General features: G+C 67.8%; 19 protein-coding genes and 1 other RNA gene. 9 read left to right on the forward strand and 11 right to left on the reverse strand.

Features of this window, described 5'->3' with window-relative positions; all coding sequences use genetic code 11:
- The first annotated feature begins 44 nt into the window (after positions 1 to 44).
- Together dnaN and IPG05_13045 are read left to right on the forward strand one after the other, a co-directional pair.
- Entirely contained in the window at positions 45 to 1,157 is a 1,113-nt protein-coding gene (gene dnaN / locus IPG05_13040; GenBank protein ID MBK6496003.1) for a DNA polymerase III subunit beta, read from the forward strand.
- A gap of 131 nt (positions 1,158 to 1,288) precedes the next feature.
- Positions 1,289 to 3,070 (forward strand): M28 family peptidase, encoded by a 1,782-nt coding sequence (locus tag IPG05_13045; protein MBK6496004.1) that lies wholly within the window; start codon positions 1,289 to 1,291, stop codon positions 3,068 to 3,070.
- 138 nt (positions 3,071 to 3,208) lie between these two features.
- Here IPG05_13045 and IPG05_13050 read toward each other — a convergent pair whose 3' ends face one another.
- From IPG05_13050 to rnpB, 4 genes are all read right to left on the reverse strand, one after another.
- Positions 3,209 to 3,955: a transglycosylase domain-containing protein gene (locus IPG05_13050; protein MBK6496005.1), complete on the reverse strand. Its 747-nt coding sequence runs from the start codon at positions 3,953 to 3,955 to the stop codon at positions 3,209 to 3,211.
- Positions 3,948 to 4,811: a hypothetical protein gene (locus tag IPG05_13055; GenBank protein ID MBK6496006.1), complete on the reverse strand. Its 864-nt coding sequence runs from the start codon at positions 4,809 to 4,811 to the stop codon at positions 3,948 to 3,950. Before IPG05_13055 ends, IPG05_13050 begins: the two co-directional genes overlap by 8 nt.
- 103 nt (positions 4,812 to 4,914) lie before the next feature.
- Complete coding sequence (locus tag IPG05_13060) at positions 4,915 to 5,679, reverse strand: hypothetical protein (protein ID MBK6496007.1); 765 nt, start codon at positions 5,677 to 5,679, stop codon at positions 4,915 to 4,917.
- 67 nt (positions 5,680 to 5,746) lie between these two features.
- Positions 5,747 to 6,137, reverse strand: an RNA gene (gene rnpB, locus IPG05_13065) — RNase P RNA component class A.
- 132 nt (positions 6,138 to 6,269) lie between these two features.
- On the opposite strand from rnpB, the gene IPG05_13070 reads away from it, so the two are divergent.
- On the forward strand, positions 6,270 to 7,103 hold the full coding sequence (locus IPG05_13070; protein MBK6496008.1) for a helix-turn-helix transcriptional regulator: 834 nt from the start codon (positions 6,270 to 6,272) through the stop codon (positions 7,101 to 7,103).
- Positions 7,104 to 7,293: 190 nt separating this feature from the next.
- Here IPG05_13070 and pyrE read toward each other — a convergent pair whose 3' ends face one another.
- On the reverse strand, positions 7,294 to 7,845 hold the full coding sequence (pyrE, locus tag IPG05_13075; protein MBK6496009.1) for an orotate phosphoribosyltransferase: 552 nt from the start codon (positions 7,843 to 7,845) through the stop codon (positions 7,294 to 7,296).
- Between the two features lie 14 nt (positions 7,846 to 7,859).
- Positions 7,860 to 8,750 (reverse strand): serine/threonine protein kinase, encoded by an 891-nt coding sequence (locus IPG05_13080; protein MBK6496010.1) that lies wholly within the window; start codon positions 8,748 to 8,750, stop codon positions 7,860 to 7,862.
- Positions 8,751 to 8,829: 79 nt separating this feature from the next.
- On the opposite strand from IPG05_13080, the gene IPG05_13085 reads away from it, so the two are divergent.
- Together IPG05_13085 and polA are read left to right on the forward strand one after the other, a co-directional pair.
- Positions 8,830 to 10,191, forward strand: coding sequence for a GWxTD domain-containing protein (locus IPG05_13085; protein MBK6496011.1), 1,362 nt, complete (start codon positions 8,830 to 8,832; stop codon positions 10,189 to 10,191).
- A 27-nt stretch (positions 10,192 to 10,218) separates the two neighbouring features.
- The gene (gene polA, locus IPG05_13090) at positions 10,219 to 13,116 is read left to right on the forward strand and encodes a DNA polymerase I (GenBank protein MBK6496012.1); all 2,898 of its coding nucleotides are present in this window, start codon (positions 10,219 to 10,221) and stop codon (positions 13,114 to 13,116) included.
- 121 nt (positions 13,117 to 13,237) lie between these two features.
- Here polA and IPG05_13095 read toward each other — a convergent pair whose 3' ends face one another.
- Positions 13,238 to 15,505, reverse strand: coding sequence for an MMPL family transporter (locus IPG05_13095; GenBank protein MBK6496013.1), 2,268 nt, complete (start codon positions 15,503 to 15,505; stop codon positions 13,238 to 13,240).
- Positions 15,506 to 15,586: 81 nt separating this feature from the next.
- Here IPG05_13095 and IPG05_13100 point away from each other — a divergent pair, with 81 nt between their 5' ends.
- Both IPG05_13100 and IPG05_13105 read left to right on the forward strand, forming a co-directional pair.
- Positions 15,587 to 16,372, forward strand: a complete 786-nt coding sequence (locus tag IPG05_13100; protein ID MBK6496014.1) for a matrixin family metalloprotease — start codon at positions 15,587 to 15,589, stop codon at positions 16,370 to 16,372.
- Between the two features lie 34 nt (positions 16,373 to 16,406).
- Positions 16,407 to 17,564, forward strand: a complete 1,158-nt coding sequence (locus IPG05_13105) for a beta-lactamase family protein (protein MBK6496015.1) — start codon at positions 16,407 to 16,409, stop codon at positions 17,562 to 17,564.
- A 185-nt stretch (positions 17,565 to 17,749) separates the two neighbouring features.
- Here IPG05_13105 and IPG05_13110 read toward each other — a convergent pair whose 3' ends face one another.
- From IPG05_13110 to IPG05_13120, 3 genes are read right to left on the reverse strand one after another with little or no spacing between them, the layout of a single operon-like run.
- Positions 17,750 to 18,070, reverse strand: coding sequence for a metal-sulfur cluster assembly factor (locus IPG05_13110; GenBank protein ID MBK6496016.1), 321 nt, complete (start codon positions 18,068 to 18,070; stop codon positions 17,750 to 17,752).
- 44 nt (positions 18,071 to 18,114) lie between these two features.
- On the reverse strand, positions 18,115 to 19,254 hold the full coding sequence (locus IPG05_13115) for a ribonuclease D (protein MBK6496017.1): 1,140 nt from the start codon (positions 19,252 to 19,254) through the stop codon (positions 18,115 to 18,117).
- Positions 19,255 to 19,428, reverse strand: a complete 174-nt coding sequence (locus IPG05_13120; GenBank protein ID MBK6496018.1) for a hypothetical protein — start codon at positions 19,426 to 19,428, stop codon at positions 19,255 to 19,257.
- Positions 19,429 to 19,615: 187 nt separating this feature from the next.
- On the opposite strand from IPG05_13120, the gene IPG05_13125 reads away from it, so the two are divergent.
- On the forward strand, positions 19,616 to 20,416 hold the full coding sequence (locus IPG05_13125; GenBank protein ID MBK6496019.1) for an alpha/beta fold hydrolase: 801 nt from the start codon (positions 19,616 to 19,618) through the stop codon (positions 20,414 to 20,416).
- 151 nt (positions 20,417 to 20,567) lie between these two features.
- Here the strand turns inward: IPG05_13125 and IPG05_13130 are convergent, their stop codons facing one another.
- Complete coding sequence (locus IPG05_13130; GenBank protein MBK6496020.1) at positions 20,568 to 20,831, reverse strand: ferredoxin family protein; 264 nt, start codon at positions 20,829 to 20,831, stop codon at positions 20,568 to 20,570.
- 162 nt (positions 20,832 to 20,993) lie between these two features.
- Here IPG05_13130 and IPG05_13135 point away from each other — a divergent pair, with 162 nt between their 5' ends.
- Positions 20,994 to 23,159: a patatin-like phospholipase family protein gene (locus IPG05_13135; GenBank protein MBK6496021.1), complete on the forward strand. Its 2,166-nt coding sequence runs from the start codon at positions 20,994 to 20,996 to the stop codon at positions 23,157 to 23,159.
- The last annotated feature ends 38 nt before the right edge of the window (positions 23,160 to 23,197 follow it).

Consider the following 23,197-nt stretch of genomic DNA (forward strand, 5'->3'; position numbering starts at 1 on the left):
ATCTTGAAAACAGCAGTAGTTCTTGGCAACCCTGGGGATCGCCGATGAAGTTCACCATCACGCGGGAACAGCTCTCCGAAGGCGTCAGCGCCGTCAGCGCTGCCGTGCCGTCCAAGACGACGCTCCCCGTGCTCGCCAACATCCTGCTCGAAGCCACGAAGGACGGGCTTCGGCTCTCCGGCACCGACCTCGACATCGCCGTGAGCACCACCGTGCCGGCGTCGGTCGACCAGGAAGGGGCGATCACGCTCCCGGCGCGGAAGCTCCAGGAGTTGGTGCGCGAACTGCCGAGTGCCGGCATCCGCTTCACGACCCAGGGCGAACAGCGGGTCACGATCGAATGCGGCCGGTCGAAGTTCAAGCTGCTCGGATTGCCGCGTGAAGAGTTCCCGGCCTTCCCGCAGGTGACCTTCGATGGCGCCTCGCGGACCACCGCCCGCGACCTCCAGAAGCTCGTGGCACACGTCGCGTTCGCCGCCTCGACCGAAGAGAGCCGCCCGATCCTCAACGGCGTCCTGTGGCAGCTCACGGCCGACCGGATGCGGATGGTCGCCACGAATGGCCATCGGCTCGCGAAGATGGAAGTGCCGCTCCAGGGTGGCACCGCGCAGCCGGCCGAGTTGATCGTGCCGCCCAAGGCGCTCGAGCAGTTCCGGAAGCTCTTCGGCGCCGACGACGAGATCGAGATCGGCCGCTCCGACAACCACCTCGGTTTCAAGTCGGCGACGACCCAGGTCTTCACCCGACTGATCGAGGGGCCGTACCCGAACTACGAGCAGGTCATCCCGCGCGAGAACGACAAGTTCGCGACCGTGGAGAAGGCCACCCTGATCGCCGCGCTCCGCCGCATGAGCATCGTCGCCTCGGACCAGACCCACCGGATCCGGATGTCGTTCGGCGACGGCTCCTGCCGGCTCTCGGTGACCACGCCGGACCTCGGCGAGGCGCAGGAGGAGATCACCGTCTCCTACGAGGGTGAACCGCTCGATATCGGCTTCAACGCCAACTATCTCCTCGAAGTGCTGAAGTACATGCCGACCGAGGAAGTCCGCCTCACCTTCAAGGCGCCGGAACGGGCCGCGACGGTCGAGCCGGTGGGTTGGGACGATCCGGCCGCCTATCTGACCCTGGTGATGCCGCTGCGACTGATCGACTGATTGGACCCGCACGACCTAAACGAGAAACGGGAATCGAGAACTCCGGGAAGGCTCCGCTCGTACGGATGAGCGAACCACCCTCGAGACCTCGGTTCCCGTTTCGCCTTGCCGCCACCGCATTGGAGTTCTGCATGAAGCGAATTCTCCCCGTTGCCCTCCTGGCCGTCCTCGCCCTGCCGCTGACCGCGCAGGTCAAGAACCCCGGAACGACTGCTCCCAAGGCCAAGGCCGGCGCGGCCAAGACGGTCTGGCCGGACGAAGGCCCCCGCACCTGGGCCCCGCGCCCGACCAAGCCGGGGATCGACGCCAACGACCTCCGCACCCGCCTGTACCAGATCGCCGATGACTCGATGATGGGGCGCGAGGCGGGCACCCTCGGCAGCTACAAGACCACTGCCTACATCGCCCGGGAACTCACCCGCCTCGGCCTCAAGCCGGCGGGCGAGAATGGCACCTTCTTCCAGGACGTGCCGTTCGGGCCGACCGGCGTCGACGTCAAGATCAGCGAGCTGATCGCCGACGGTCGCAAGCTGACGCCGATCGTCGAGTGGGTGCCGATGGCGCCGTCGGCGGTGAATGGCATCAGCAACCGGATGAACGCCGCGGCCACCGCGACCGTCTTCGGCGGCCGCTGGGGCGACACCACCGCACTCGACGCTGCGGCGGTCACTGGCAAGATTGTCGTCTTCCTCCCGGCCGCTCCCGTTGCTCCGGCCGCGGCGCCTGCCCCCGGCGGCGGGCGCGGCGGGGTCGCCACCGTCCGTGATCAGCGCGCCCAGAAGGCCGGCGCCATCGGCGTCCTCGTGGCCGGACTCGACGCCATGAGCGAGGCACAGCGGATCACCGCCTTCACGCTGCGGATCGCGCTCAAGCCCAGCAACCCCGGCGACATCGCCGGTGTCCCGGCGGCCAACATCTCGATGGCGGCCGCCGAGGGGCTGCTGGGCGGGCCGCTGGCGCAGTTGAAGGTCGGCGCGGCGGGGAAGAGCGTCAGCGGGAAGTGGGTCAATGAGTGGACGATGTCGAAGACGCCGGGTCGCAACGTCATCGCGATGCTGCCGGGCTCGGACCCGAAGCTCAAGGATGAGTACGTCCTGATCGGTGCGCACACGGACCACGTCGGCATGGTGGCCGGCAATCCGCCGGAGCACGATTCCCTCCGCGCCTTCAATCGGATCATGCGGCCGCAGGGCGCCAATGATCGTGTCGCGACGGTGACCCCCGAGCAGTGGGCCCAGATCAACGCGCTGATCGCCAAGGCGCGCGCCGTCCGCCCCGCCCGTCCCGACACCGTGAACAACGGCGCCGATGACGACGGCTCCGGCACGGTGGTGCTGCTGGAGATCGCCGAGCGCTTCGCGACCGAACCGGCGCCGGCCCGCTCGATGATCTTCAACTTCCACATCGGCGAGGAGAAGGGGCTGGTCGGCTCGAAGTGGTTCGTCGACCATCCGACGATCCCGCTCGACAAGATCGTCGCCGCGCACAACATGGACATGCTCGGCAAGGGCCGCGTCACCGACGTCCGCTACGGCGGCCCCGCGTCGGTGCAGATGCTCGGCTCGCGCCGCCTCTCCGACGACTTCGGCCACGTGATCGACTCGCTCAACGCCGTGCGCAGCGAGCCGATGGTGATCGACTACTCGTGGGATCGGACCAACTTGCTCAACCGGTTCTGCCGCTCCGACCAGGTCAGCTATTTCAACAAGCAGATCCCGGTCACCTACTTCTCGCTCGGCTACGCGGTGGACTACCACATGCCGACCGACGAGCCGCAGTACATCGATTACGAGCACGGTGCGCGCGTCGGCCGCTTCGTCGCCGAGATCGCGCGGACCGTCGCCAACCGCCCGGAGCGGCTGCAGTTGCTGCCGGCGGACAAGCAGGACAAGAGCGCGAGCTGCGGGAGATAGCCCCTCTAGGGTTGTCATCCTGAGCGAAGCGGCCTGCAAGGCCGCGAAGTCGAAGGACCTCTTCCCGATGCGCTCGGAGAGAGGTCCTTCGACTTCGCCCGCTTCGCGGGCTCCGCTCAGGATGACAACCCGGTGGGGTTACATATGCCCCAAAATCCAATCCCGCTTCCACAACATTCGTCCCGGCCGCTCTCTCGGATTCGACGTCGTCGGGGCGGGGAGGGTTCCGGCGAGTGTCGCGGCCTCGACGCGTGTCAGTCGAGACGCGGACTTCCCGAAGTACGCCCGGCTCGCCGCTTCGACGCCCCAGATCTCGTCACCGAGTTCGGCGGTGTTGAGGTAGAGCTCGAGGATGCGGTCCTTGCCGAGCCAGAGTTCGAGCCGCCATGCCGTGATCACTTCCTTGACCTTGCGCAGCGGATTGCGTGACGGCGAGAGGTAGAGGTTCTTCGCGAGCTGCTGCGTGAGGGTACTCGCGCCGCGCGCGTCGCCGAGGTCGCTCCGCGCGATGGCGCGCGCGAGGTCCTTGCGGTCCTTGGCGTTGGTGATGTTGAAGGAGTCACGGCGATAACCCAGCGCCTTGCGGAGCTCGACGTAGTCGACGCCGCCGTGCTCGTAGAAGCGGTGGTCCTCGGCCACCAGGACCGCGCGCGCCATCACCGGGGCGATCGCCGACATCCGCACCGGGGTGTACTGTCGCTTTTGGGCGGCCTCGGGGTTCTCGCGGCGGCGCATCGCCTGGAAGGCGGTCTGCCGGGGGAAGGTGACCCGGTACCAGAGCGGTGGCGGCCAGACCGCGAAGAGCCAGAAGATGAACAGCCCGACCGCGATGACGAGCCCCTGCCAGATCCGTCGCCACACTGACGGCTTCTTCACTTCACTCATTCGGCGACTTGGCGACGAGTGGTCGGAAACGGATCAGGGTGCGGCTGTATTGCATCGTGGGAATCGACTGCTGGCTGCCAGGGATGGTGATCAGCTTGGCGGCGGAGTCGATGACGGTGGCGACCTCGACTCGGCCATCCAATGTCATGTAGTACTGAGCACTACGACTACCCTGTGCCGTCATCGTCATGTTGCGGCCAGCCGAGGAGCCGCGCCCTATCTGCTCGAACGCCTCCCGGACCTGGACCGGGATGACGCGGATCCCTTCGCGGTCCATCGGGGCGGCGACCCGCCACTGCCCGGTGCGCTGGTCGTCGGTCCGGAAGATCTCGACGCGGATCGACTTTTTGCTGGTGTCGGCCCAACGGTCGCCGGGGCGGGCGCCGCCGCGGGGGAGCCGGGGCAGGAGGTTGGCGACGGTCTGGGTCAGCTCCTCGACGAGGACGCCTCCCCGTGACGCGGTGAAGTTCTCCAGCTTGCCGTAGGCGCCAAGCCACCCCGTCCAGGTGGTGCCGACCGCTTCCTTGGAGGCCTCGGCCGACGCCGGGATCAGCTGCAGCGAATCGAGGGTGACCTTGAGGTTCTTGCCGTCGATCGTCAGCGTGAAGAGGGCGTTCCGCCCCAGTCGCTGCAACTGCTTGCTGCCATTCGGGAGGGTGAGGATCAGGGAGTCACGGCGCTCGAGGAGCACCCGACTCTGCCAGAGCGTCGATAGGGAGATGGCGCCCGCGGCTGGCGTCGCGGAGGCGACGTTGATGTTCGGCGTGGGGCGTGTCACCGGTGTCGGCGACTTCCCGCACCCCGCGAGGGCGAGGAGCGCGGCGATCGTGAGCCCGCGTTGGGAGGTCGTCAGCATGAAGGGATCCGGTGAGTGTCGCAGGGAAGGTTGGCACGGGGGGATGGAAATGCAAAGTCGCCGCCGCCCGCGAGGGGCGACGGCGACTCAGCGCATCCCGAGATCAGGGGATGATCGTGAACGTCACTTCGGTGGTGGCGCTGACCGGAATCGAATCCGCCATCCCTTCGATGGAGACGAGCAGGTCCTGCATCGCCTTGATGGTGCCCTTCGTCATCGGACCGATGGCCGGGCCGGTGAGCGACCGCGTGCCGCTGATCTTGGCATTGATGGTCTGCTTGCCGTTCGGGCTCGGCCCTTCGCTCATCATCGTGCCGGTGGTGGTGGCATCGAAGGTCATCGAGGCCATCGTCCCGGTCGAGACCTTCCAGTTGAGCAGCGTGGTGGAATTCTGCTTGACGCCCTCGGTGTTCTTGTCCGTCTTCACCGTGTCCGACCAGGTGTCGCCGATCTTCGCGGTGGGGCGGAGGCCCGGGAAGAGATTCTCGACGCCGCCGGCAAGCAGCGCCACGAGCGGGTTCTGCGCCGACGGCTTGAGGCCGTCCTTCGCCTTGCCGTTGATGATGAGGCCGTGGAAGAAGACGCCCTTGGCGCCACCGGCCGCATCGCCCAACTGCGGCGGGAGCTCGATGCCGGCGGGGATGGCGACGGAGTCGACCACGATGTGCGCGAGCTGGCCACCGGTGGTGTCGCTCATCGTCACGGTGACGAAGCCGATCACGGCGAGGTCGGAGGTCTGCTTGCCGCCACCCATCGCCGACATGTCCACTTCCTGCTGCGCCTTCACTTCGATCCGGTAGCGCTGCGGCGCCGTCGGGCCCGTGACGGTCCCGGTGAGCGTTGCGAGAGCCAGGAGACCAACCAGCATGCCGAACCTCTTGTGTAGGGATCCCGTGCGGGATCCAGTGGGGACCCGCGCCACCATGTGGCGGCGCGGGGCGGGTAAGACCGTAAGCCGAGTTCTGTTCGTGCCGGTGTGACCCGGCCCGGATGATCATCTGTCTGGGACGTTCGTCACCGAACGCCTCGAGCAGCCTACCCGCGGCTATAGCGGTGCGGGCCGCACCTCGCCGCCTATTTGGCCTTGCTCCGACCGGGGGTTACCGTGCCTCCGACACTTACGTGCGGAGCGGTGGGCTCTTACCCCACCGTTTCACCCTTGCCTGTGCCCTCTGAGCAAGCTCTCGGGGTCATCGGCGGTTTGCTTTCTGTTGCCCTGTCCGTCGCCTCACGGCGCCCAGGCGTTACCTGGCGATCTGCCCTCTGGAGCTCGGACTTTCCTCGGTGTCGAGTTGCCTCGACCCCGCGATCATCACGTCCTACCCGAACCGGAAAACTAGTCGGCGGATCCCATACGCGTCATTGGGACCCTCTGTGTCACCCGACAGTTCCACTCCCCATTGAGCCGAGGTTGAGCGGGGGGGAGCACTCTGGGGGGTCACTTACCCAGGAGCTCCGATGCCACCGACCCCTACGATCGCTGCCGTGCTCGAACCCCAGGAACGTTCCCGGGTGGATGCCGCCGGCAACGGCTACTTCTCGCTGGTCCACCGTGAATCGGTGCGCGACGCCATCCGGGTGGTCCGCGAGCGCCCGGTTGATGCGATCCTGGTCTCGGTAGGCCGCTGTGCCGGCGAGGCGCCGGCGTTGCTCGAGCAATTTGCGCGGGCCTTCCCGGCGATCCCGACCGTGGCCCTCCTCTCGACCCACCACGCCGGTTCGAGTGAGGCGCTTCTCCGTCTCGGCGCCACCGGCGTGCGCCGCGTCGTCGACACCACCGACCCGGCCGGCTGGCGACGGTTGCGCGAGGTCCTCGGCGCCCCGCCCACCGAACGGGCGCAGACGATCCTCACGCCGGTGCTCGCCACTCTCGCCCCGCTCCCTGGTGGTTCCCAGCGCTTCTGGGAGGAACTCTGCCGAAGTGCGCCGGAGACGACGACGGTCCGCCAACTCGCACGTCGGCTGGTGGTCACGCCGTCGACCTTCGTGTCGCGCTTCGCGCGCGCCGGCTTGCCGTCGCCGAAGGACCACCTGGTGGCGGTGCGCCTCTGCCACGCGGCGAAGTTGTTCGATGAGGGGGAGCTGACCGTGGCGGACGTGGCGTATCGACTCGACTACGCCTCACCACAATCCTTCGGGCGGCACCTGCGGGTGGTGCTGGGGATCACGCCGAGCGAATTCCGCGCACGCTTCCCGTTCTGCAGTGTGCTGGACCGATTTCTTGATCGATTGGTGAAGCCGCATGTCGAGACGTGGCGGCGGTTTCATCCGTTGGCGCCGGGGAGGGGATGATCCACGATCGCGCCGACGCCCGCCACGCGACGGATTTTCCGGCGGCGAGAAGGGCGACGCATGCGTCGCCCCTCCCCACATCGACATCCGACCCCGCGGGCCGATTTCCGAACGCATCCGGCGGCCCCACATCGAGATCACCCTTCGCGGGCAACGCTCCGATTGCGTACGGGCGACGCATGCGTCGCCCTCACAATCCCAACTCCCTCGCGGAGACCAACGCAATCACCGGCACCCCCGTCGCCTCGATCTTCTCGCGCCCCCCCGCTTCGCGGTCGACGACGGCGAGAACGCCGATCACGGTGCCACCGGCCTCGCGCACCGACTCGATCGCGGTGAGGGCGGAGCCGCCCGAGGTGATCACGTCCTCGATCACGACGACGGCATCGCCGGCGGAGAAGTTGCCTTCGACCTTGCGCGCGGTGCCGTGTTCCTTGGCGGCCTTGCGCACCGAGAAGGCGTCGACGATCGGCGCATGGTCGATCGAGGCGCGCGCGATCGCGTAGCTGACCGGGTCCGCGCCCATCGTCAGCCCGCCGACGCTGGCCGGCGCCCAGCCTGCGGCGCGAATGGCGCCGAGTGCGATCGGCCCGATCAGTGCCTGCCCCTGCGCACTCATCGTGGTGAGGCGGCAATCGATGTAATAGGTGGAACGCGCGCCGGAGGCGAGAATGAAGTCGCCGAAACGCACCGAGCGCTCGCGCAACAAGGCGACGAGCGCATCATGGGCTGCTGCAGTCATGGGGAGGGTCCTGGTTACTTCTTGAAGAGCGACGAGAAGAAGCCGCCCTTCTTCTCCGGTTGGGCCGTCACCGCCTCCTGGAAGGCATTGGTGAAGTCGGTCACCGTCTTCCAGCGCTTGCCGAGGTCGCGGGCGAGTCCCTTCATCACCACTTCCTCGAGCCGCGACGAGAACTTGAGCCCCTTCACCGCCTCGTTGAGCGAGATCGGGTCCTGGGTCAGCAGCTGCTGGAAGAGTTCGCGCGGGTTCTTGCCCGGAAATGGCGTCAATTCGGTCAGAAGCTGGTAAGCAATCACGGCCAGCGAATAGACGTCGGCCTGCTCCCCGACCAGCTCGCCGCTGAGGGCTTCGGGGGCCACATACTGCAGCGTGCCGACGAAGAATCCGGCGCGCGTGAGCCGCTCTTCGGCCGGCAGTTCGGCGTCGCGTGCGATGCCGAAATCGAGCAACCGCGCCTTCTGCGTCGCCGGGTCGTACATGATGTTCGCCGGCTTGAGATCGCGGTGGATGATCCCGACCCGATGCGCTTCCTGCAGTGCGGCGCCGAGCTGCACCACGATGTTCGCGGCGACCGGTGCCGCCAGCGGCCCCGAACGCGCGATGAACGTCTCCAAAGGCTCGCCAGCGGCCCATTCCAGCGCGAGGTACTGCACCCCGTCGGCTTCACCGAAGTCGAAGGTGCGCACCACATTGGGATGGACGACGCGCGCGCCGAATTCGGCCTCGCGCAGGAAGCGCTTGACCGCCACCGGGTCGGCGGCAAGTCGGGGACGCAGCAACTTCAGCGCGACGGGACCCCGCTCGGGGTGTTCGGCGAAGTAGACTTCTGCGGTCCCGCCCTCACCGACGGCCTTTTGCAGCGTGTAGCCGGCGATCGTGCGCCCGATAAAAGGATCTTGTGCCATGGGATGCCGTAAAGGTACAGTGCGCCCCGCCGCCCCGGCAAGCGCAAGCAGAGGCCGTTCAGACGTCCTATACTACACTATGCCCTACATCCTCCGTCGTCGCGTCGGCGCCCTGGGCGCCCCAGCCCTCCTCCTTGCCCTCATCGCCGGCTGCACCAGCTGGCAGCGTGTCGGCTCCAGCAAGGGCTCCTCACCGGATCAGCAACTCCTCCAGCTCTTCGACCCGATGGCGATGTACAGCCGCCTCGGTCGGATCGTCTCGGCGGACCAGATCCCCTTCATCGGCACGGTGGCGCTCGTCCCCGGCCACGGCGATTCGACGCAGGCGATCGTCGGCCTCTCGCTGGGGAACCGCGCCTTCGCCTTCGAACGGAGCGGCAGTGCCTGGCTGGCGCGCTACCGGGTCGAGTACACCTTCGAGCGGCAGGGCGCAGCCCCGATCTCGGTCGGTCGCGACGAGAACCTCCGGGTCGACACCTTCCAGGAAACCGCCCGGATCGACGAGTCGGTCCTGCTCCAGCAGGTCGTCCAGCTGGCACCGGGCGAGTACACCGTCACCGTGCGGGTACGCGACCGTGGCAGCGACCGGGTCGGCACCGGCAAGCAGGCGCTGAGCGTCACCGCCTTCACCCCCGGCACCGTCTCCGCCCCCCTGCTGGCCTATGAGGTGGCCGGCCGCGGCAAGCGCGACGACTCGCTCCGGGTGGTCCTCAACCCGCGCGGGACGATCGCCTTCGGCGAGGACACCCTCCTCGTCTACTTCGAAGGGACCGGCTTCAAGCAGCCGACCACCGTCCCGATCGAGATCCGCGACGAGCGCGACTCGGTCGTCTTCCGCTCGTCGGCGCGCTTCACCGGCGTCCGCGAGGTCGAGAGCCAGTTTGTCCGCATCGCCCCCGATTCCGCCCCCCTCGGCCAGCTCACCGTGGTCGTCGGGACGCCGCCCAACGCGCGCTTGATCAACGGGATCGTCTCGTTCTCGTCGAACTGGGTGGTCACCAACTTCGATGACCTGCTCGACCTCCTCCGCTATTTCGGCAACGACGCCAAGATCGCCCAGATGCGGAAGGCGAGTCGCGAGGACCGCGGACAACTGTGGCGCGACTTCGTGCACGAGACGGACCCGAACACCGGGACCCCCGAGAACGAGTTGCTCGCCAACTACTTCTCGCGGCTCGCCTATGCCAACACCCGTTTCCGTGACGAAGGGATCGCCGGCTGGCGCACCGATCGCGGCGAGGTGTTCATCGCCCTGGGCGAACCCGACGAGATCTACGACCAGTCGCTGCAGACCGGTCCGGTGCGCTACATGCGTTGGATGTACAACGAGGCGCGCGTCACCCTCTACTTCGAAGACGTCAGCGGTTTCGGACGCTTCCGGCTGGCACCCCAGAGCCGGGGCGACTTCGAGAGCGCCAAGGCCCGGATGAAGCGGCGGTAGGGCGATCCCGCGGGTTATTCTTCCCGCATGCCCAACCATACCCCGCAGCAACTCTTCCTCGTTGACGGATTTGCGCTGATCTTCCGGGCGTTCTTCGCCCTCATCTCCAGGCCGCTTCGCACCGCCAAGGGCGAGAACACCTCGGCGGCCTGGGGGATCACCAACTTCCTCCTCCGACTCCGCGAGAAGTACCGCCCCGACTACCTGGTCTGGGTCAACGACGCCGGCGATTCCTTCCGCACGCTCGAATACCCCGAGTACAAGTCGACCCGCGAGAAGCTCGACGACGAACTGCAGGCCGACTTCGACACTGCGGTCGCCCGGGTCAAGCAGCTGCTGGTCGCCTTCGGCATCCCGCTGGTGCAGGTGCAGGGGTACGAGGCCGACGACGTCATCGGTACCCTCGCCCTCCGCGGCGCCGCCAAGGGACTGCAGACGGTGATCGTCTCCGGCGACAAGGACTTCTACCAGCTGATCCGCCCCGGCGTCTCGCTCCTGAACCCTGGCCGCGGCGGCCCCGGCGGCGTCGACGAAGTCTGGGTCGATACCACCAACGGCGCCGATCGACTCGGCATTCCACCGCACCAGGTCACCGATTATCTCGCGCTGCTCGGCGACGCCTCCGACAACGTCCCCGGCGTGAAAGGCATCGGCGAGAAAGGCGCCGTCGAGCTGCTGCAGCAGTTCGGCGACCTCGAGACCATCCTCGCCAACGCCGCCAACGTCACCAAGAAACGCTCGCGCGAGGCGCTGCTCGAACAGGCCGAGCAGGCACGGCTGTCGAAGCGGCTGGTGACCATCATGACCGACGTGCCAGTCGAACTCGACCTCGATGCGCTCGTCGTGCACGCCCCCGACAAGGCCGCCCTGATGCGCTTCTGTCAGGAGCTGGAGTTTTCCTCGCTGGTGCCGCGCCTCGGCAACCTCGGCACCGACCAGGACCCGGCGCTCTTCCCGGTGGGTGCTAGCGCGACCGTTCCCTCACCCGGCGGCGCTGCGCCCGCCGAGGCGGCTGCTGCGTCGCCCCCTGTCGTTGACCGCTCCGCGCCCGACATCAACGTCACCATCGTCACCGACGCCGCGGAGTTGCCGGCGCTGGTGGCGCAGTGGCGTGCGGCGCCGATGATCGCCTTCGACACCGAGACGTCGTCGCTGGAGCCGCACGACGCCGAGCTGATCGGGTTGTCGATCGCGATCAACGCGAAGGATGTCTGGTACATGCCGTTCGGGCACCGGTCGCCGGCGTCGGACCTCTTTTCGGGCACCTCGACCGATGCGGGGGTGACACCTCCTCGCGACGACGCGCCGAAGAATCTTCCGGCGATCACCAGTGCGGCCTGCGCGCCGCTCGCCGAGCTGCTGCGCGACGCCACGGTCAAGAAGGCCGGGCACAACCTGAAGTACGACGTGCAGGTGATGCGGCGCGCCGGGATCGAGGTGGGTGGCCTGGCCTACGACTCGATGCTCGCCTCGTTCGTCGCCGACCCGTCGCGCCGGTCGCACGGGATCGATGCGCTGGTGCTCGAGGCGTTCGGCACCCTGATGACGCAGTACACCGACCTGACGGGGAAGGGAAAGTTGCAGATCCCCTTCGCCGAGGTGTCGGTGGCTGCCGCCGCCTCGTACTGCGGCGCGGACAGCGCGATGGTGCTGGCACTGCACGACTGGTTCGCGCCGACCCTCGATCAGGCGGCGCTGCGCCCGCTGCTCGAGACCCTCGAGATGCCGCTGATCCCGGTGCTGGTCGACATGGAGTGGACCGGCATCCTGATCGACCTGCCCCGCTTCGCGGAACTCGGGCGGATCCTCGGCCACGACCTCGAGGTGCTGGAGACGCAGATTCAGGCCGCTGCGGGTGGCAAGAGCCTCAACATCAATTCGCCGAAGCAGCTCGCCGTGATCCTCTTCGAGGAACAGGGCTTGCCCATCCTCAAGAAGACCAAGACCGGCCCGTCGACCGACGCCGAAGTACTCGAGCAGCTGGCCGACATGGGACACGAACTGCCGAAGCTGATTCTCGGCTACCGCGAGTTGCAAAAGCTCAAGAGCACCTACGTCGACGTGCTGCCGACCAAGGTGAACCGCACCACGGGGCGCATCCACACCTCGTTCAACCAGGTGGGGGCGCAGACGGGGCGGCTCTCGTCGAACGATCCGAACCTGCAGAACATCCCGATCCGGACGCCGCGTGGCGAACTGATCCGCCGCGGCTTCATTCCGCAGCCGGGGTGGAAGTTCGTCGTCGCCGACTATTCGCAGATCGAACTGCGGCTGATGGCGCACCTCTCCGAAGATCCGGCGTTCGTCGAGGCGTTCCGCTCCGGTGGCGACATCCACAGGCAGACCGCGGCGATCATCTTCGGCGTGCCGCTCGCCGAGGTGACCAGCGAGATGCGCGCGCGCGCCAAGACGATCAACTTCGGCACGATCTACGGGCAGGGGCCGTTCGCCCTCTCCAAGATGCTCGGCATCACGCAGGAAGAGGCGAAGAACTTCATCGGCGACTACTTCTCGCGCTTCAGTGGCGTGCGCGCCTTCCTCGACAAGCAGGTCGAGCTCGCGCGCGAGCAGGGATATGTCGAGACACTCTTCGGGCGTCGGCGCTACATCCCCGAGATTCGCGACAAGAACTTCAACTTGCGCGCCTTCGCCGAGCGCACCGCGCAGAACACGCCGCTGCAGGGCTCGGCGGCCGACCTGATCAAGCGGGCGATGGTCGAGATCCACGCCGCCTTGCCCGCCGCGGGACTCAAGTCCCGCCTGTTGCTGCAGGTGCACGACGAACTCGTCGTCGAGTCACCCGCCGAGGAGGCGGAGGCGACGGCGGCGCTGGTGAAGGAGCACATGGAGGGGGCGGCGGTGCTGAAGGTGCCGCTGCAGGTGGGGATCGGGATCGGCGAGAACTGGGTCGACGCCAAGAGCTGAGCGGTCTCTCCCAGAGGTGTCATCCTGAGCGAAGCCCGCAAAGCGGGCGAAGTCGAAGGACCTCTTTCCTAGTGCATCGGAGAGAGGTCCTTCGACTTCGCACCTCTACGAGGTGCTTCGCTCAGGATGACACCCCTGACTTCGGCGGCTTATACCCCGGCCACCAATTCCATGCCCCCGCGATCTGCATGAGGCTCGGCACCAGCACCATGCGGATGATGGTGGCATCGAGCAGCACGGCCACGGCCAGGCCGAAGCCGACGAACTGCATCAGCAGGATGCGGGCAAAGGCGAAGGCACCGAAGACGGCGATCATGATCAGCGCGGCCGAGGTGATCACCGACGCGGTCGCGGAGAGACCCTCGCGCGTGGCCAGCGTGTTCTGGCCGGTGCGGTCGAAGGCTTCCTTGATGCGCGCCAGCAGGAAGACCTCGTAGTCCATCGACAAGCCGAAGACCACCGCGAAGACGATCACCGGCACCAGCACGTAGATCGCCGAGGTCGGGCCGGTGATGCCGAAGAGCGACCCGCCGATCCCCTCCTGGAAGACCAACACGATCAGCCCGAAGGTCGCCGCGACCGAGAGTGAGTTCATCACCACGGCCTTGATCGGCACCAGCACGGACTTGAAGACGATCGCGAGCATCAGCGCGGTGACGCCGAGAATCAGCGCCACGATCAATGGGAAGCGCTTGAGCAGCAGCGACTGGAAGTCGAGCGCGGAGGCGACGTAGCCGCCGACCCGCACCTGCGCGTTCTTCAGCTGCTTGATCTGACCCGAGGCCACGCGCTCACGAATCTCCGTCACCACGTCCATTGCCGTGGTGAGGGTCGTCGTGTCGGCGAGGATCACGTCCATCAGCGTGGTGCGTCCGTCCCGGCCGAGATAGGCGTCGAGGAAGTCGGGGTAGCGGGCGCGCACCGTGTCGGGCTCGCTGTAGAGCAGCGAGTACTCGAGGATCGAGGTGCCGGGGGCGATGTCGACGAGGGACTTCACGTCGCGCACGCGCGGGTCGGCGCGCAGCGAATCGGAGAGTCCCTTGAGGCCGCGGAGGGCGGTGGCGCCGGTGCCATCGCTCCCTTCGGGGAACTCGATCAGCACGCGCACCGGCTGGATGTATCCCGACATCCCCATCCGCTCGAGCGTGGCCACGCCGGCCCCGGCCTCGGTCTCCTCCGGCCACCAGTGCCGCGAGGGGAGGCCGATCCGCAGCTTGAGCGCCGGCAGCGTCAGCAGGGCGATGATGGTGCCGCCGATGACCAGCGCACGGTACGGATGGCGCGAGAGCGAGCGGGCCCAGCGCTCCCAGATCTGCGGACGGTGGTACCAGGCCAGGCGGCGCGCCAGCCAGCGCGGCCGATCAATGTTGCGGCCCAGGAGCGAGAGCATCGCGGGGAGCAGGGTGGTGGCGAGCAGCACCGCGACGGCCACCACCAGCAGTCCGGCGATGCCCACGGAGCGCGTCTCGGTGAGCGGCGTCAGGAGCAGCGCGCCGAAGCCGACCACCACCGTCATCCCCGATACCATCACCGCGTGGCCGGCGGTGCTGAAGGTGCGGGCCGCCGCCTCGCGCGGCCGGAGCCCGGCGTTGAGCTCCTCGCGGAAGCGGGTGATCACCAGCAGCGAGTAGTCGATCCCGACACCCAGGCCGATCATCGAGATCATGTTGAGCACGAAGATCGACATCGGGAAGAAGGTCGCCACCCACCCGACCAGTGTGAGCGTGATCGCGATTGCCATCACGCCGACAATGATCGGGAGGAACGCGGCCACCAGGGCGCCGAAGGCGAGGATGAGAATCGCCAGCGTGATCGGGACGAGCTTCTTCTCGTTGCGACTCGCGTCCTCGGCCGAGACGGCGCGGATGTCGAGATCGAGCGGGGCGCGGCCCGTCACCAACACACTGTAGGCGTCGCGATCGGGGAAGCGACGCAGCACGGAATCGAGCGCCTGCCGGAGCGGCATGACGGCCGCCGCCACGGAATCTCCGTCGCGCCGATTCAGCGCCACCAGGAAGAAGGTGGTGCGGCCGTCACGGGCGACGAAGGACGAGTCCTTGGTGGTGCGCACCGAGACGACGCCGCTCGCGAACGGTTGGGCTCGGGCGGCGGCGAGGAGGGAGTCGAGCAACTGTCCGGGCAGCCCCTCCGTCATCCGGGCGGGGCCCTGCACCGTCACCGCAAAGAATTCGCTGATTGGACGCGAGAAGCGGGTCGAGAGGAGCGAATCGGCGACGCGCGCCTCGGTCGTGGCGTTGGCACCGCCCCGAAGCTTGAGCATGCCGACGGTGTCCCCGGCGCGGACCGCCGCGAGGACACCGATGACGGCCCAGATCGCAATGACGGCCCAGCGCCAGCGCACCAGGGCCCGTCCCAGAGAGTCGAACACGGCACAATGGTAGGAGCGCCCATCCCTCTGCGCCAGCCAACACCCCTCGCCCCGTGGGACGGCACTGCCGATATTCCCAAGATGGACCAGCGTCTGACCGTCGCCAGCTTCGCCCTCCTCGTCACGCTCGTCGTGGCGGGTGGCGCGTCGCGTCGGGCCAGCGAGCGCCCCGTGCCGCCGCCGCCAGCAGGCGATTCAACGGCGCCGGCGCCTCCCGCGGCCCGGCAGATCGGCCCACTCCCCGAGGCGATCAACGCACCGCCGCTCGGCACGCCGGCGATCGAGCTCCAGGCGCGCTTGGCCACCCGCCGCCGGATCGAGCGGGAGGGGCGGCGCGTCTATCTCGACTCGATGTTTGCCGCCAGCGACTCCACCGTGATCCGCTGGGAGGACCGCCAGCGTCGAGTCCTTACGGTGCGCTTTGCCACCGACAGCATGCTGCCCGACTGGGAGGGGGCGCTGGCCGATGCGCGGGCCGGGATGGCGGCGTGGAGCAGCAACGAGGCCGGGTATGAGCTGCAGGAGACCACGGACTCGACGGCCGACATCACCGTCTCCTGGAGCCCGATGCTCGGCGTGCCGTCGCAATTGGGCATCACCGGGGTTCGTTGGGGCAGCGATGGCGTGGTGCAGAGCGTGACGATGTCCCTCGCGCTCCGCCAGAATCCCGACTCCCTGGTGGTCCCCGCGGCAATTCGCCGCCGCGTCGCCGCCCACGAGTTCGGTCACGCCCTCGGCCTCCCCCACTCGGATCGGGAGGACGACCTGATGTATCACACCTCGCCGGTGGGGTCACCGTCCCGTCGCGACCGCGCCACGCTGCAGCTCCTCTACGCCGTCACCCCCGGTCCGATCCGCACGCCGTGACACGGATCACCCTCGTCGTGCGTCTCTAAGCGGTATGCAACGCCTCTTCCTCCTGTTCGCACTCATCGCCCTGCCTACATCGATGGCCGCGCAGCGCGCGATTGCACTCAAGGCGATCGACGCCGCGATCGAGGAGGGGATTCGCCGCGGCATCTACCCCGCCGCCGTGGTGATGGTCGGTCGCCGCGACAGTGTGCTCTACCAGAAGGGCTACGGCCACTTCACCTGGAGCAACCGGACCACGCGCCCCGATCCCGCCTCCACGCTCTGGGACATCGCCTCGCTCAGCAAGGTGGTCGCCACCGCGAGCACGGTCGCGAAGCTGGTCGAGCGCGGCCAACTGGATCTCGAGGCACCGGTCGAGCGCTATCTCCCCGAGTTCATGGGCGTCTCCAAGGATCAGGTCACGGTCCGGATGCTGCTCGATCACACCTCAGGGCTGCCGCCGTACACGGCGCTCTACCGCGGCCATCCCACGATCTCCGCCGCGCGCGAGAAGTTGCTGACCGTGCCGTTGGCGAGAATGCCGGGTGCGTCCGCCCTCTACAGCGACCTCAATGCGATGGTGGCGGCGATGGTGGTGGAGCGTGTGGCCGGTGAGCCATTTGACAGCGTCTCGCGGCAGGAAGTGTTCGAACCGATGGGGATGCGCACCACGTTCTGGACGCCCCCCGCCGCCGACCAGACGCGCGCGGTGCCGACCGCGAAGCTGCGCGGCCGTGCCATCAGCGGCGTGGTCAACGACGAGAATGCCCGGATCCTGGGCGGCGTCGCCGGTCACGCCGGCGTCTTCTCCACCGGCGCGGACCTCGCCCGCTTCGCGCGGTCGTGGCTTCGGGCGCTCGGCGACGTGGCCGCGCCCTCGCCCTGGCTGAACACCGCGACCGCCCTCCGCTTCACCGAGCGCAGTCTCGAATCCGGGACGCGCGCGCTTGGCTGGGACACACCGATCCTCAACCCGGGCGACGGCAAGCCACCGCTCTACGGCCGATGCGCCACCGCGACCACCTTCGGGCACACCGGGTGGACGGGCACGCTGATCTGGATCGACCCGGCGGCCGACCTCTTCGTGGTGCTGCTCACGAACCGCAGCTATGACCCGCGCAACGCGACCAGGTCGTTCGAACAGATTCGGGAGATTCGCGCGAAGGTGAGCGACGCGGCGAGACGGGCAGTCGGAAAGAGCTGCTGAGAGCGAACGGCGATCTGCGAACCGAAATGTCATCCTGAGCGTAGCCCGCAACGCGGGCGAAGTCGAAGGACCTCTTCCCGGTGTGCTCGGAGAGAGGTCCTTCGACTGTACTCCGGCTTCGCCGTCGTTCCGCTCAGGATGACATGTCCTTCACGCCGTTCGCTGTCCGCAGATCGCTGTTCGCGTCAATGCCCCAGAAACGCCCTCACTCTCGGATCCATCCGTTCCGGCGTCCAGTACGGCTCCCACACCAACTCGACTTCCACGTTGCTGATCCCCTCAAGGTCGGCGAGGGTGCGGCGGACGTCTTCCATGATCTCGGCGCCCGAGGGGCAGCCTGGGGAGGTCAGGGTCATCGTCACCTTGGCGGCGCCATCGTCTGCGACGGCGACGTCGTAGATCAGCCCGATGTCGATCACGTTCAGCCCCAGCTCCGGGTCCTTCACGGCACGGAGCGCCTTCTTGGCGAGTTCGGGGGTCACGGGGGGGCGGGCGTCGGCGGTCATCAGCTAATCCTAACGTGCAAGTCGGAATTGAGTGAGCGCGGCCGTCATCCGCTGGCGGCCACCGCCTCGAGCAGCGACGGCCCGAGAACCTTCACCTGCCAGCGGCGCAACTCGGGAATGTTGGCGAGCGCGTCGAGGGAAGTGGGCTCTGCCCTGGCAATCGCCTCGAGCGTGCCGTTGGGGCACAATACCCCGGGGGCGAGCTGAAGCTCCTCGGCCAACCGGTTGCGGCGGTGCTTGAGCGCCTCGACGCGCGCCTCGAAGGCTGGATCGGGGATGCGCCGGGCCGGCCGCTCGACTCGCGGGAGGTCGCGCTCGGGGATCGCTTCGCCCTTGGCGATCGCGGCCAGGATCTCGTTGCCGCGGCGCTGGGCGCCCTCCTGACCGACGCCCTTCACCCGCCCCAACTCTTCGAGGCTGTGCACCGGCTGCTGGGCCAGGGCGAAGAGGACCTCGTTGCCGAGGACTCGGAAGGAGGCGCGGTCCAGTCGGGCGGAGGTCTCTTCGCGCCAGTTGTAGAGTTCCCGGAGGATCGCCAACTCGCGTCGCTGCAGTGCCTTGGAGCCTTTCAGGCGGAGGAAGGCCGTTTCCGGCCCCTCGCCGCCACCGGTCCAGCGGATCTTCTCGAGGTTCTCGAACTCCTCGGCGACCCACTCGGTGCGCCCCATGGCGTCGAGTTGTTCGAGGAGTATGTCGCGCAACTCACACAAGTGCACGGTATCGCCCGCCGCATAGTCGAGCATCGGCGGTGACAGCGGCCGGGCCGACCAGTCCGCGCGCTGGAAGCGCTTGTCGGCGGTGACATTGAAGTACTTGGCGAGGAGGGCGCCGAGGCCGATCCCGGGTTCGTTGAGGAACTGGGCGGCAATCCGGGTATCGAAGAGATGGCTGGCGCGGAAGCCGAACTGCTTGTCGAAGAGCCGGAGGTCGTAATCGGCGTCGTGGAAGATCACTTCGATGGCGGGATCGACCAGCAGGTCGCCGATCGGCGTGAGATCGCCGACGCCGAGGGGATCGATGACCGCGGTCAGCGTTCGGGTGGAGAGCTGGACCAGGTAGATCCGGTCGTGGAAGCGGTGGAAGGACGCCGCCTCGGTGTCGAGCGCAACCAGCGGGGCGCCGCGCACCTCGTCGAGGAGGGCGTGGAACGTCTCGGGGCGATCGACCAAGCGCACATCGGCCATCTAGTCCTTCCGCTTCGAGGCCTGCTCCAGGCCGTCTGCCACCTGCTCAAGGGCCTTGGCGAGGGTCTTGAGATACTCGGGGGTCAACTCCGGCGGCGTGCCCATCGAGGCGTCCATCGCCAGTTGCCGCGTCAACTTCGCGGCGTGCCGGATGTAGTCGGTTGAGGGCGCCATGCGTCACCAGAGCGTTGAGTTGAAGGAAAGGTAGTCGGGAGAGGAGCGCGGCCGGTTCTTGGGGTGACCAGTGGTGACCGGTGACCAGTCACCAGTGACCAGTGACCGGTAACTTGCCGTCTCCCTGGTCACAGGTCACAGGTCACTGGTTACAGGTCGCAGGTCCCTCGCTCCGAAGGATGACTCCATGTCCACCATCACCCTCCCCAACGGTCACCCCCTCGAGTACGTCGAAGTCGGGGAGGGCGGTATCCCCTTGTTGCTGGTCCACGGCTATCCACTCGACCAGAGCATGTGGAAGCCGCAAATGGAGGGGCTCCATGGCGTCCGATGCATCGCGCCCGACCTGCGCGGCTTCGGTGCCTCGTGCTTCTCACCGGCGCCGAATACGCTCAGCGAGCATGCCGACGATCTGGCGGCGTTGCTCGACGCGCTCAAGATCGAACGTGCCGTGATCGCGGGGTTGTCGATGGGCGGCTACATCGCGTTCGAGTTTGTCCGACGACACCGCGAGCGACTGCTCGGCTTGATCCTGCTCGACACGTCGCCGCGTCCCGACGACGAGGCGACACGCGCGGCGCGCAACACCACCATCGAGCGCGCCGCGAGTGAGGGCGTCGGGCCGATCGCGCTCGCGCTCGGCGCGAAGCTCTTTGCCGATGGGGTGACGCGGAAGATGCGCGACACGGTGATCTCGTTGATGGCACTGACGCCACGGGAGAGCATCATCGCGGCATCGACGGCGATTCGCGACCGCGCCGATTCGCGCGACCTCCTGCCGACGCTCGCCAACACGCCGACGCTGGTGGTCGTGGGCAGCGAGGATCGGCTGACGCCACCCGACGTGGCGCGGGCGATGGCCGCGGCGATCCCCGGCGCGACGCTGGTTGAAATCGACGGCGCCGGTCACCTGCCGACACTTGAACGGCCGGCGGAAACGACGGCGGCGATGCAGCAGTTCCTCGATCGCCTCCCCGCCGGACGCTAGCCTGAAACCAATCAACGGGGCTGGGCGTATTTCTCTGTGGCGGCCCCGACGATCCTTCCCCCTTCGTCACCGCCAGACAGCAGGTATCCTGCCAATAAGGACGCCCCCGGAGCTTTGGCTCCGGGGGCGTCTCGTTGGTGCGCTCACGCGGTTACTTGCGCGGACGTCCCGGCGGCGTGTCCGAGTCGAAGATGTCCTTGTTCTTCGCGATGAAGACCTGGAGGTTCGCCGGCACATCTTCCTCCGGATAGATCGCGCTGACCGGGCACTCCGGCTCGCAGGCGCCGCAGTCAATGCACTCGTCGGGGTGGATGAACAGCTGCTCCTCCCCTTCGTAAATGCAGTCGACGGGGCAGACATCCACGCAGGCGCGGTCCTTCACGCCGATACAGGCCTCGGTAATGATGTACGGCATCGAACGAGCACTCCTCCGGACTGCGCCGGCTGGGTTACACGGGTAGGGGGTCCCGCGGTCAGGGGAGAGTGTAGGAACGCGCCCGCCCCCTGCGCAAGGGGGAGGCAATTTCGGACCACGCCGCCGACGGCGCCAGTCTCCCCTCGCGTTACGTTTCGCGGCATGATCATACTGGCGCGCCGGACCCTCGCTCTCCTCCTCGCCAGCACCGTCGCGGCCACCGCCGCGCCCGCCCAGGCGCCCGCGTGCCGCCCTGGCGTCACCGCCCTCGTCTTGAGTGGTGGCGGTGCCAAGGGGCTGGCGCACGTCGGGGTGATTGCCGCGCTCGAGGCCGCCGGCGTCCGCCCCGATCTGATCGTCGGCACCTCGATGGGTGCCATGATCGGCGCACTCTACGCCGCCGGCTATCCGGCGCGCGAGATCGATTCCCTCGCCCGGGCACTCGCCGCCCGCGACATCTTCCGCGCCAAGGAACTCCGCGGCCCCGTCGTCTGGGGATCGCTCCTCCCCCTGCTGCTCTGGGAAGAGGGCGAGGCTGGCTTCTCCATCCAGAGTCCCGCGGTCCGACAGTATCAGGTGACCGCCGCGCTCAATGGCGCGATGCTCCGCGGCAACCTCCTCGCGCGCGGCGACTTCGATCACCTCCCGATTCCGCTGCGCGTGGTGGCCACCAACCTGCGCGATCGCAGCGTGGTGGTGTTGCGCGGCGGCGACCTTGCGCAGGCGGTGCGCGCATCGATCGCGATCCCGTTGGTCTTCTCTCCCGAGAAGATTGGTGCGGTGACGCTCACCGACGGCGGCCTCGCGGCGAACATCCCGGTCGGCGTGGCGCGCAACGAAGGCGCCATGCGCGTCCTGGTCAGCGACGTCACTGAACGTCCGGCCGACACCCTCGATCTCGACTCACCGCTGGTGATCGCCGATCGCCTCCTCAACTGGCTCTTCCGGCAACCGGCCGATTCGCTCGGTGCCGACGACCTGATGATCCGGCCGTCGGTCGAAGGGTTCGGCGCACTCGACTTCTCGCCGGCCGCTGTCGATTCCCTCATTCGACTCGGCCGCGCGGCCGGTGATTCGATGGTGGCGCGATGGAGTTGCCGGGGTCTCGCCATCACGCCGCGTCCCCCCATCGCGATGCCGCGTCAGTTGCTGGGGCTCCGTGGTGATGCGTCCGATCCATCCGGTATACGCTTGTTGCGACGCACCCTCGCGCTTGACGCGCCCCGCGCGGTGAACGAGGCCGAGTTGCAGGCGCAGCTCTTCTCGCTCGGCGAGCGGGAGATCTTCCGCGAGATCTGGCTCGGCCCAGTCGGCACCGGCGACACGGTTCGACTGCAGCCGACGCTGCGACGGCTGCCGCGCCGCGTCGCTGGCATCGGGATCGCATATGACACTGAGTTCGGTGGCCGAGTGTGGGGTGGCTTCGCCGACAGAAATCTTCCGGTGCTGCACGCCGAGGCCTCAGGGGTGCTGGCGCTCGGTCGCTTCCGTCGTGACCTCGACCTGAGTGGTCGACGCCAGACACTGCTCGGCCGTGCCGTCTTTTCGCCCGTGGCGACACTCGGGTTGCATGGCGAGGATGTGCGTCGCTTCGATCGTGGTGGCATCGAGCTGCCGTCTGACAACATGAAGCATCTCGTCGCCACTGCCGGCGCCGAACGGTTCCTCGGCCGCGACCTGCGGCTCGCCGTGATGGCAGAGGCGCGCAGCTGGGACGCGTACGATCTGCAGACGCGCGTGCGCGCCAGCGCTTCGGCACTCGGTGGCCGCCTCGTGATCGAGCGTCGCAGTGATGATCGCGACCAGGTCGCGCGCGTCGAGGCGGCCTACACCTCGCGCTACCGACTCGCCACCACCGAGCTGCGCAGCCGCGCCGAAGTGGGGAGCGTTCGTTTTGAGCCGCACGTGCGACTCAGCGTCGGCGACGACCTTCCTGTGCCGTTGACCTTTTCCCTTGGCGGAACGGACGGCTTCCCCGGCCTCCACCTCGGTGAACGACGGGGTGACCGCGAAGCGTTCGGCGCGCTCGGCCTGTCGCGCGCCGTCATCGGGCCGCTCCGCCTTCGGGTGCAGGGGGCGGTTGGCCGTACCGCGGTGGGCCGCATCCCCACCACCCTGATCGGTCCCCGGAGCGCGGACGAGGACGGTATGGTCACCAACGACGACCTCGCGCGCCGGTCCAGCGGGGTGTTTGCGAGTGGCGGCTGGGTCACAGGCCTCCGCATCGGCCTCGGCTCGGACACCCCGCTGGGGCCGGTCCGGGTGGAGTACGGGTGGAACGATGCGGGGCGGGAGGCGCTGTTTTTGAGGGTGGGGCGGTGGTTCTAATCCCAACGCGGCGTTGGGATGCGGGCGCGGCCTGCCGC

Source organism: Gemmatimonadota bacterium, assembly GCA_016704275.1.
Lineage (GTDB): Bacteria > Gemmatimonadota > Gemmatimonadetes > Gemmatimonadales > GWC2-71-9 > Palsa-1233.

Excerpts from the sequence above, each read along its gene's own strand:
- dnaN (MBK6496003.1), top strand. The coding sequence starts at position 45 with ATGAAGTTCACCATCACGCGGGAACAGCTCTCCGAAGGCGTCAGCGCC.
- IPG05_13045 (MBK6496004.1), top strand. The coding sequence starts at position 1,289 with ATGAAGCGAATTCTCCCCGTTGCCCTCCTGGCCGTCCTCGCCCTGCCG.
- IPG05_13050 (MBK6496005.1), bottom strand. The coding sequence starts at position 3,955 with ATGAGTGAAGTGAAGAAGCCGTCAGTGTGGCGACGGATCTGGCAGGGG.
- IPG05_13055 (MBK6496006.1), bottom strand. The coding sequence starts at position 4,811 with ATGCTGACGACCTCCCAACGCGGGCTCACGATCGCCGCGCTCCTCGCC.
- IPG05_13060 (MBK6496007.1), bottom strand. The coding sequence starts at position 5,679 with ATGCTGGTTGGTCTCCTGGCTCTCGCAACGCTCACCGGGACCGTCACG.
- IPG05_13070 (MBK6496008.1), top strand. The coding sequence starts at position 6,270 with ATGCCACCGACCCCTACGATCGCTGCCGTGCTCGAACCCCAGGAACGT.
- pyrE (MBK6496009.1), bottom strand. The coding sequence starts at position 7,845 with ATGACTGCAGCAGCCCATGATGCGCTCGTCGCCTTGTTGCGCGAGCGC.
- IPG05_13080 (MBK6496010.1), bottom strand. The coding sequence starts at position 8,750 with ATGGCACAAGATCCTTTTATCGGGCGCACGATCGCCGGCTACACGCTG.
- IPG05_13085 (MBK6496011.1), top strand. The coding sequence starts at position 8,830 with ATGCCCTACATCCTCCGTCGTCGCGTCGGCGCCCTGGGCGCCCCAGCC.
- polA (MBK6496012.1), top strand. The coding sequence starts at position 10,219 with ATGCCCAACCATACCCCGCAGCAACTCTTCCTCGTTGACGGATTTGCG.
- IPG05_13100 (MBK6496014.1), top strand. The coding sequence starts at position 15,587 with ATGGACCAGCGTCTGACCGTCGCCAGCTTCGCCCTCCTCGTCACGCTC.
- IPG05_13105 (MBK6496015.1), top strand. The coding sequence starts at position 16,407 with ATGCAACGCCTCTTCCTCCTGTTCGCACTCATCGCCCTGCCTACATCG.
- IPG05_13110 (MBK6496016.1), bottom strand. The coding sequence starts at position 18,070 with ATGACCGCCGACGCCCGCCCCCCCGTGACCCCCGAACTCGCCAAGAAG.
- IPG05_13115 (MBK6496017.1), bottom strand. The coding sequence starts at position 19,254 with ATGGCCGATGTGCGCTTGGTCGATCGCCCCGAGACGTTCCACGCCCTC.
- IPG05_13120 (MBK6496018.1), bottom strand. The coding sequence starts at position 19,428 with ATGGCGCCCTCAACCGACTACATCCGGCACGCCGCGAAGTTGACGCGG.
- IPG05_13125 (MBK6496019.1), top strand. The coding sequence starts at position 19,616 with ATGTCCACCATCACCCTCCCCAACGGTCACCCCCTCGAGTACGTCGAA.
- IPG05_13130 (MBK6496020.1), bottom strand. The coding sequence starts at position 20,831 with ATGCCGTACATCATTACCGAGGCCTGTATCGGCGTGAAGGACCGCGCC.
- IPG05_13135 (MBK6496021.1), top strand. The coding sequence starts at position 20,994 with ATGATCATACTGGCGCGCCGGACCCTCGCTCTCCTCCTCGCCAGCACC.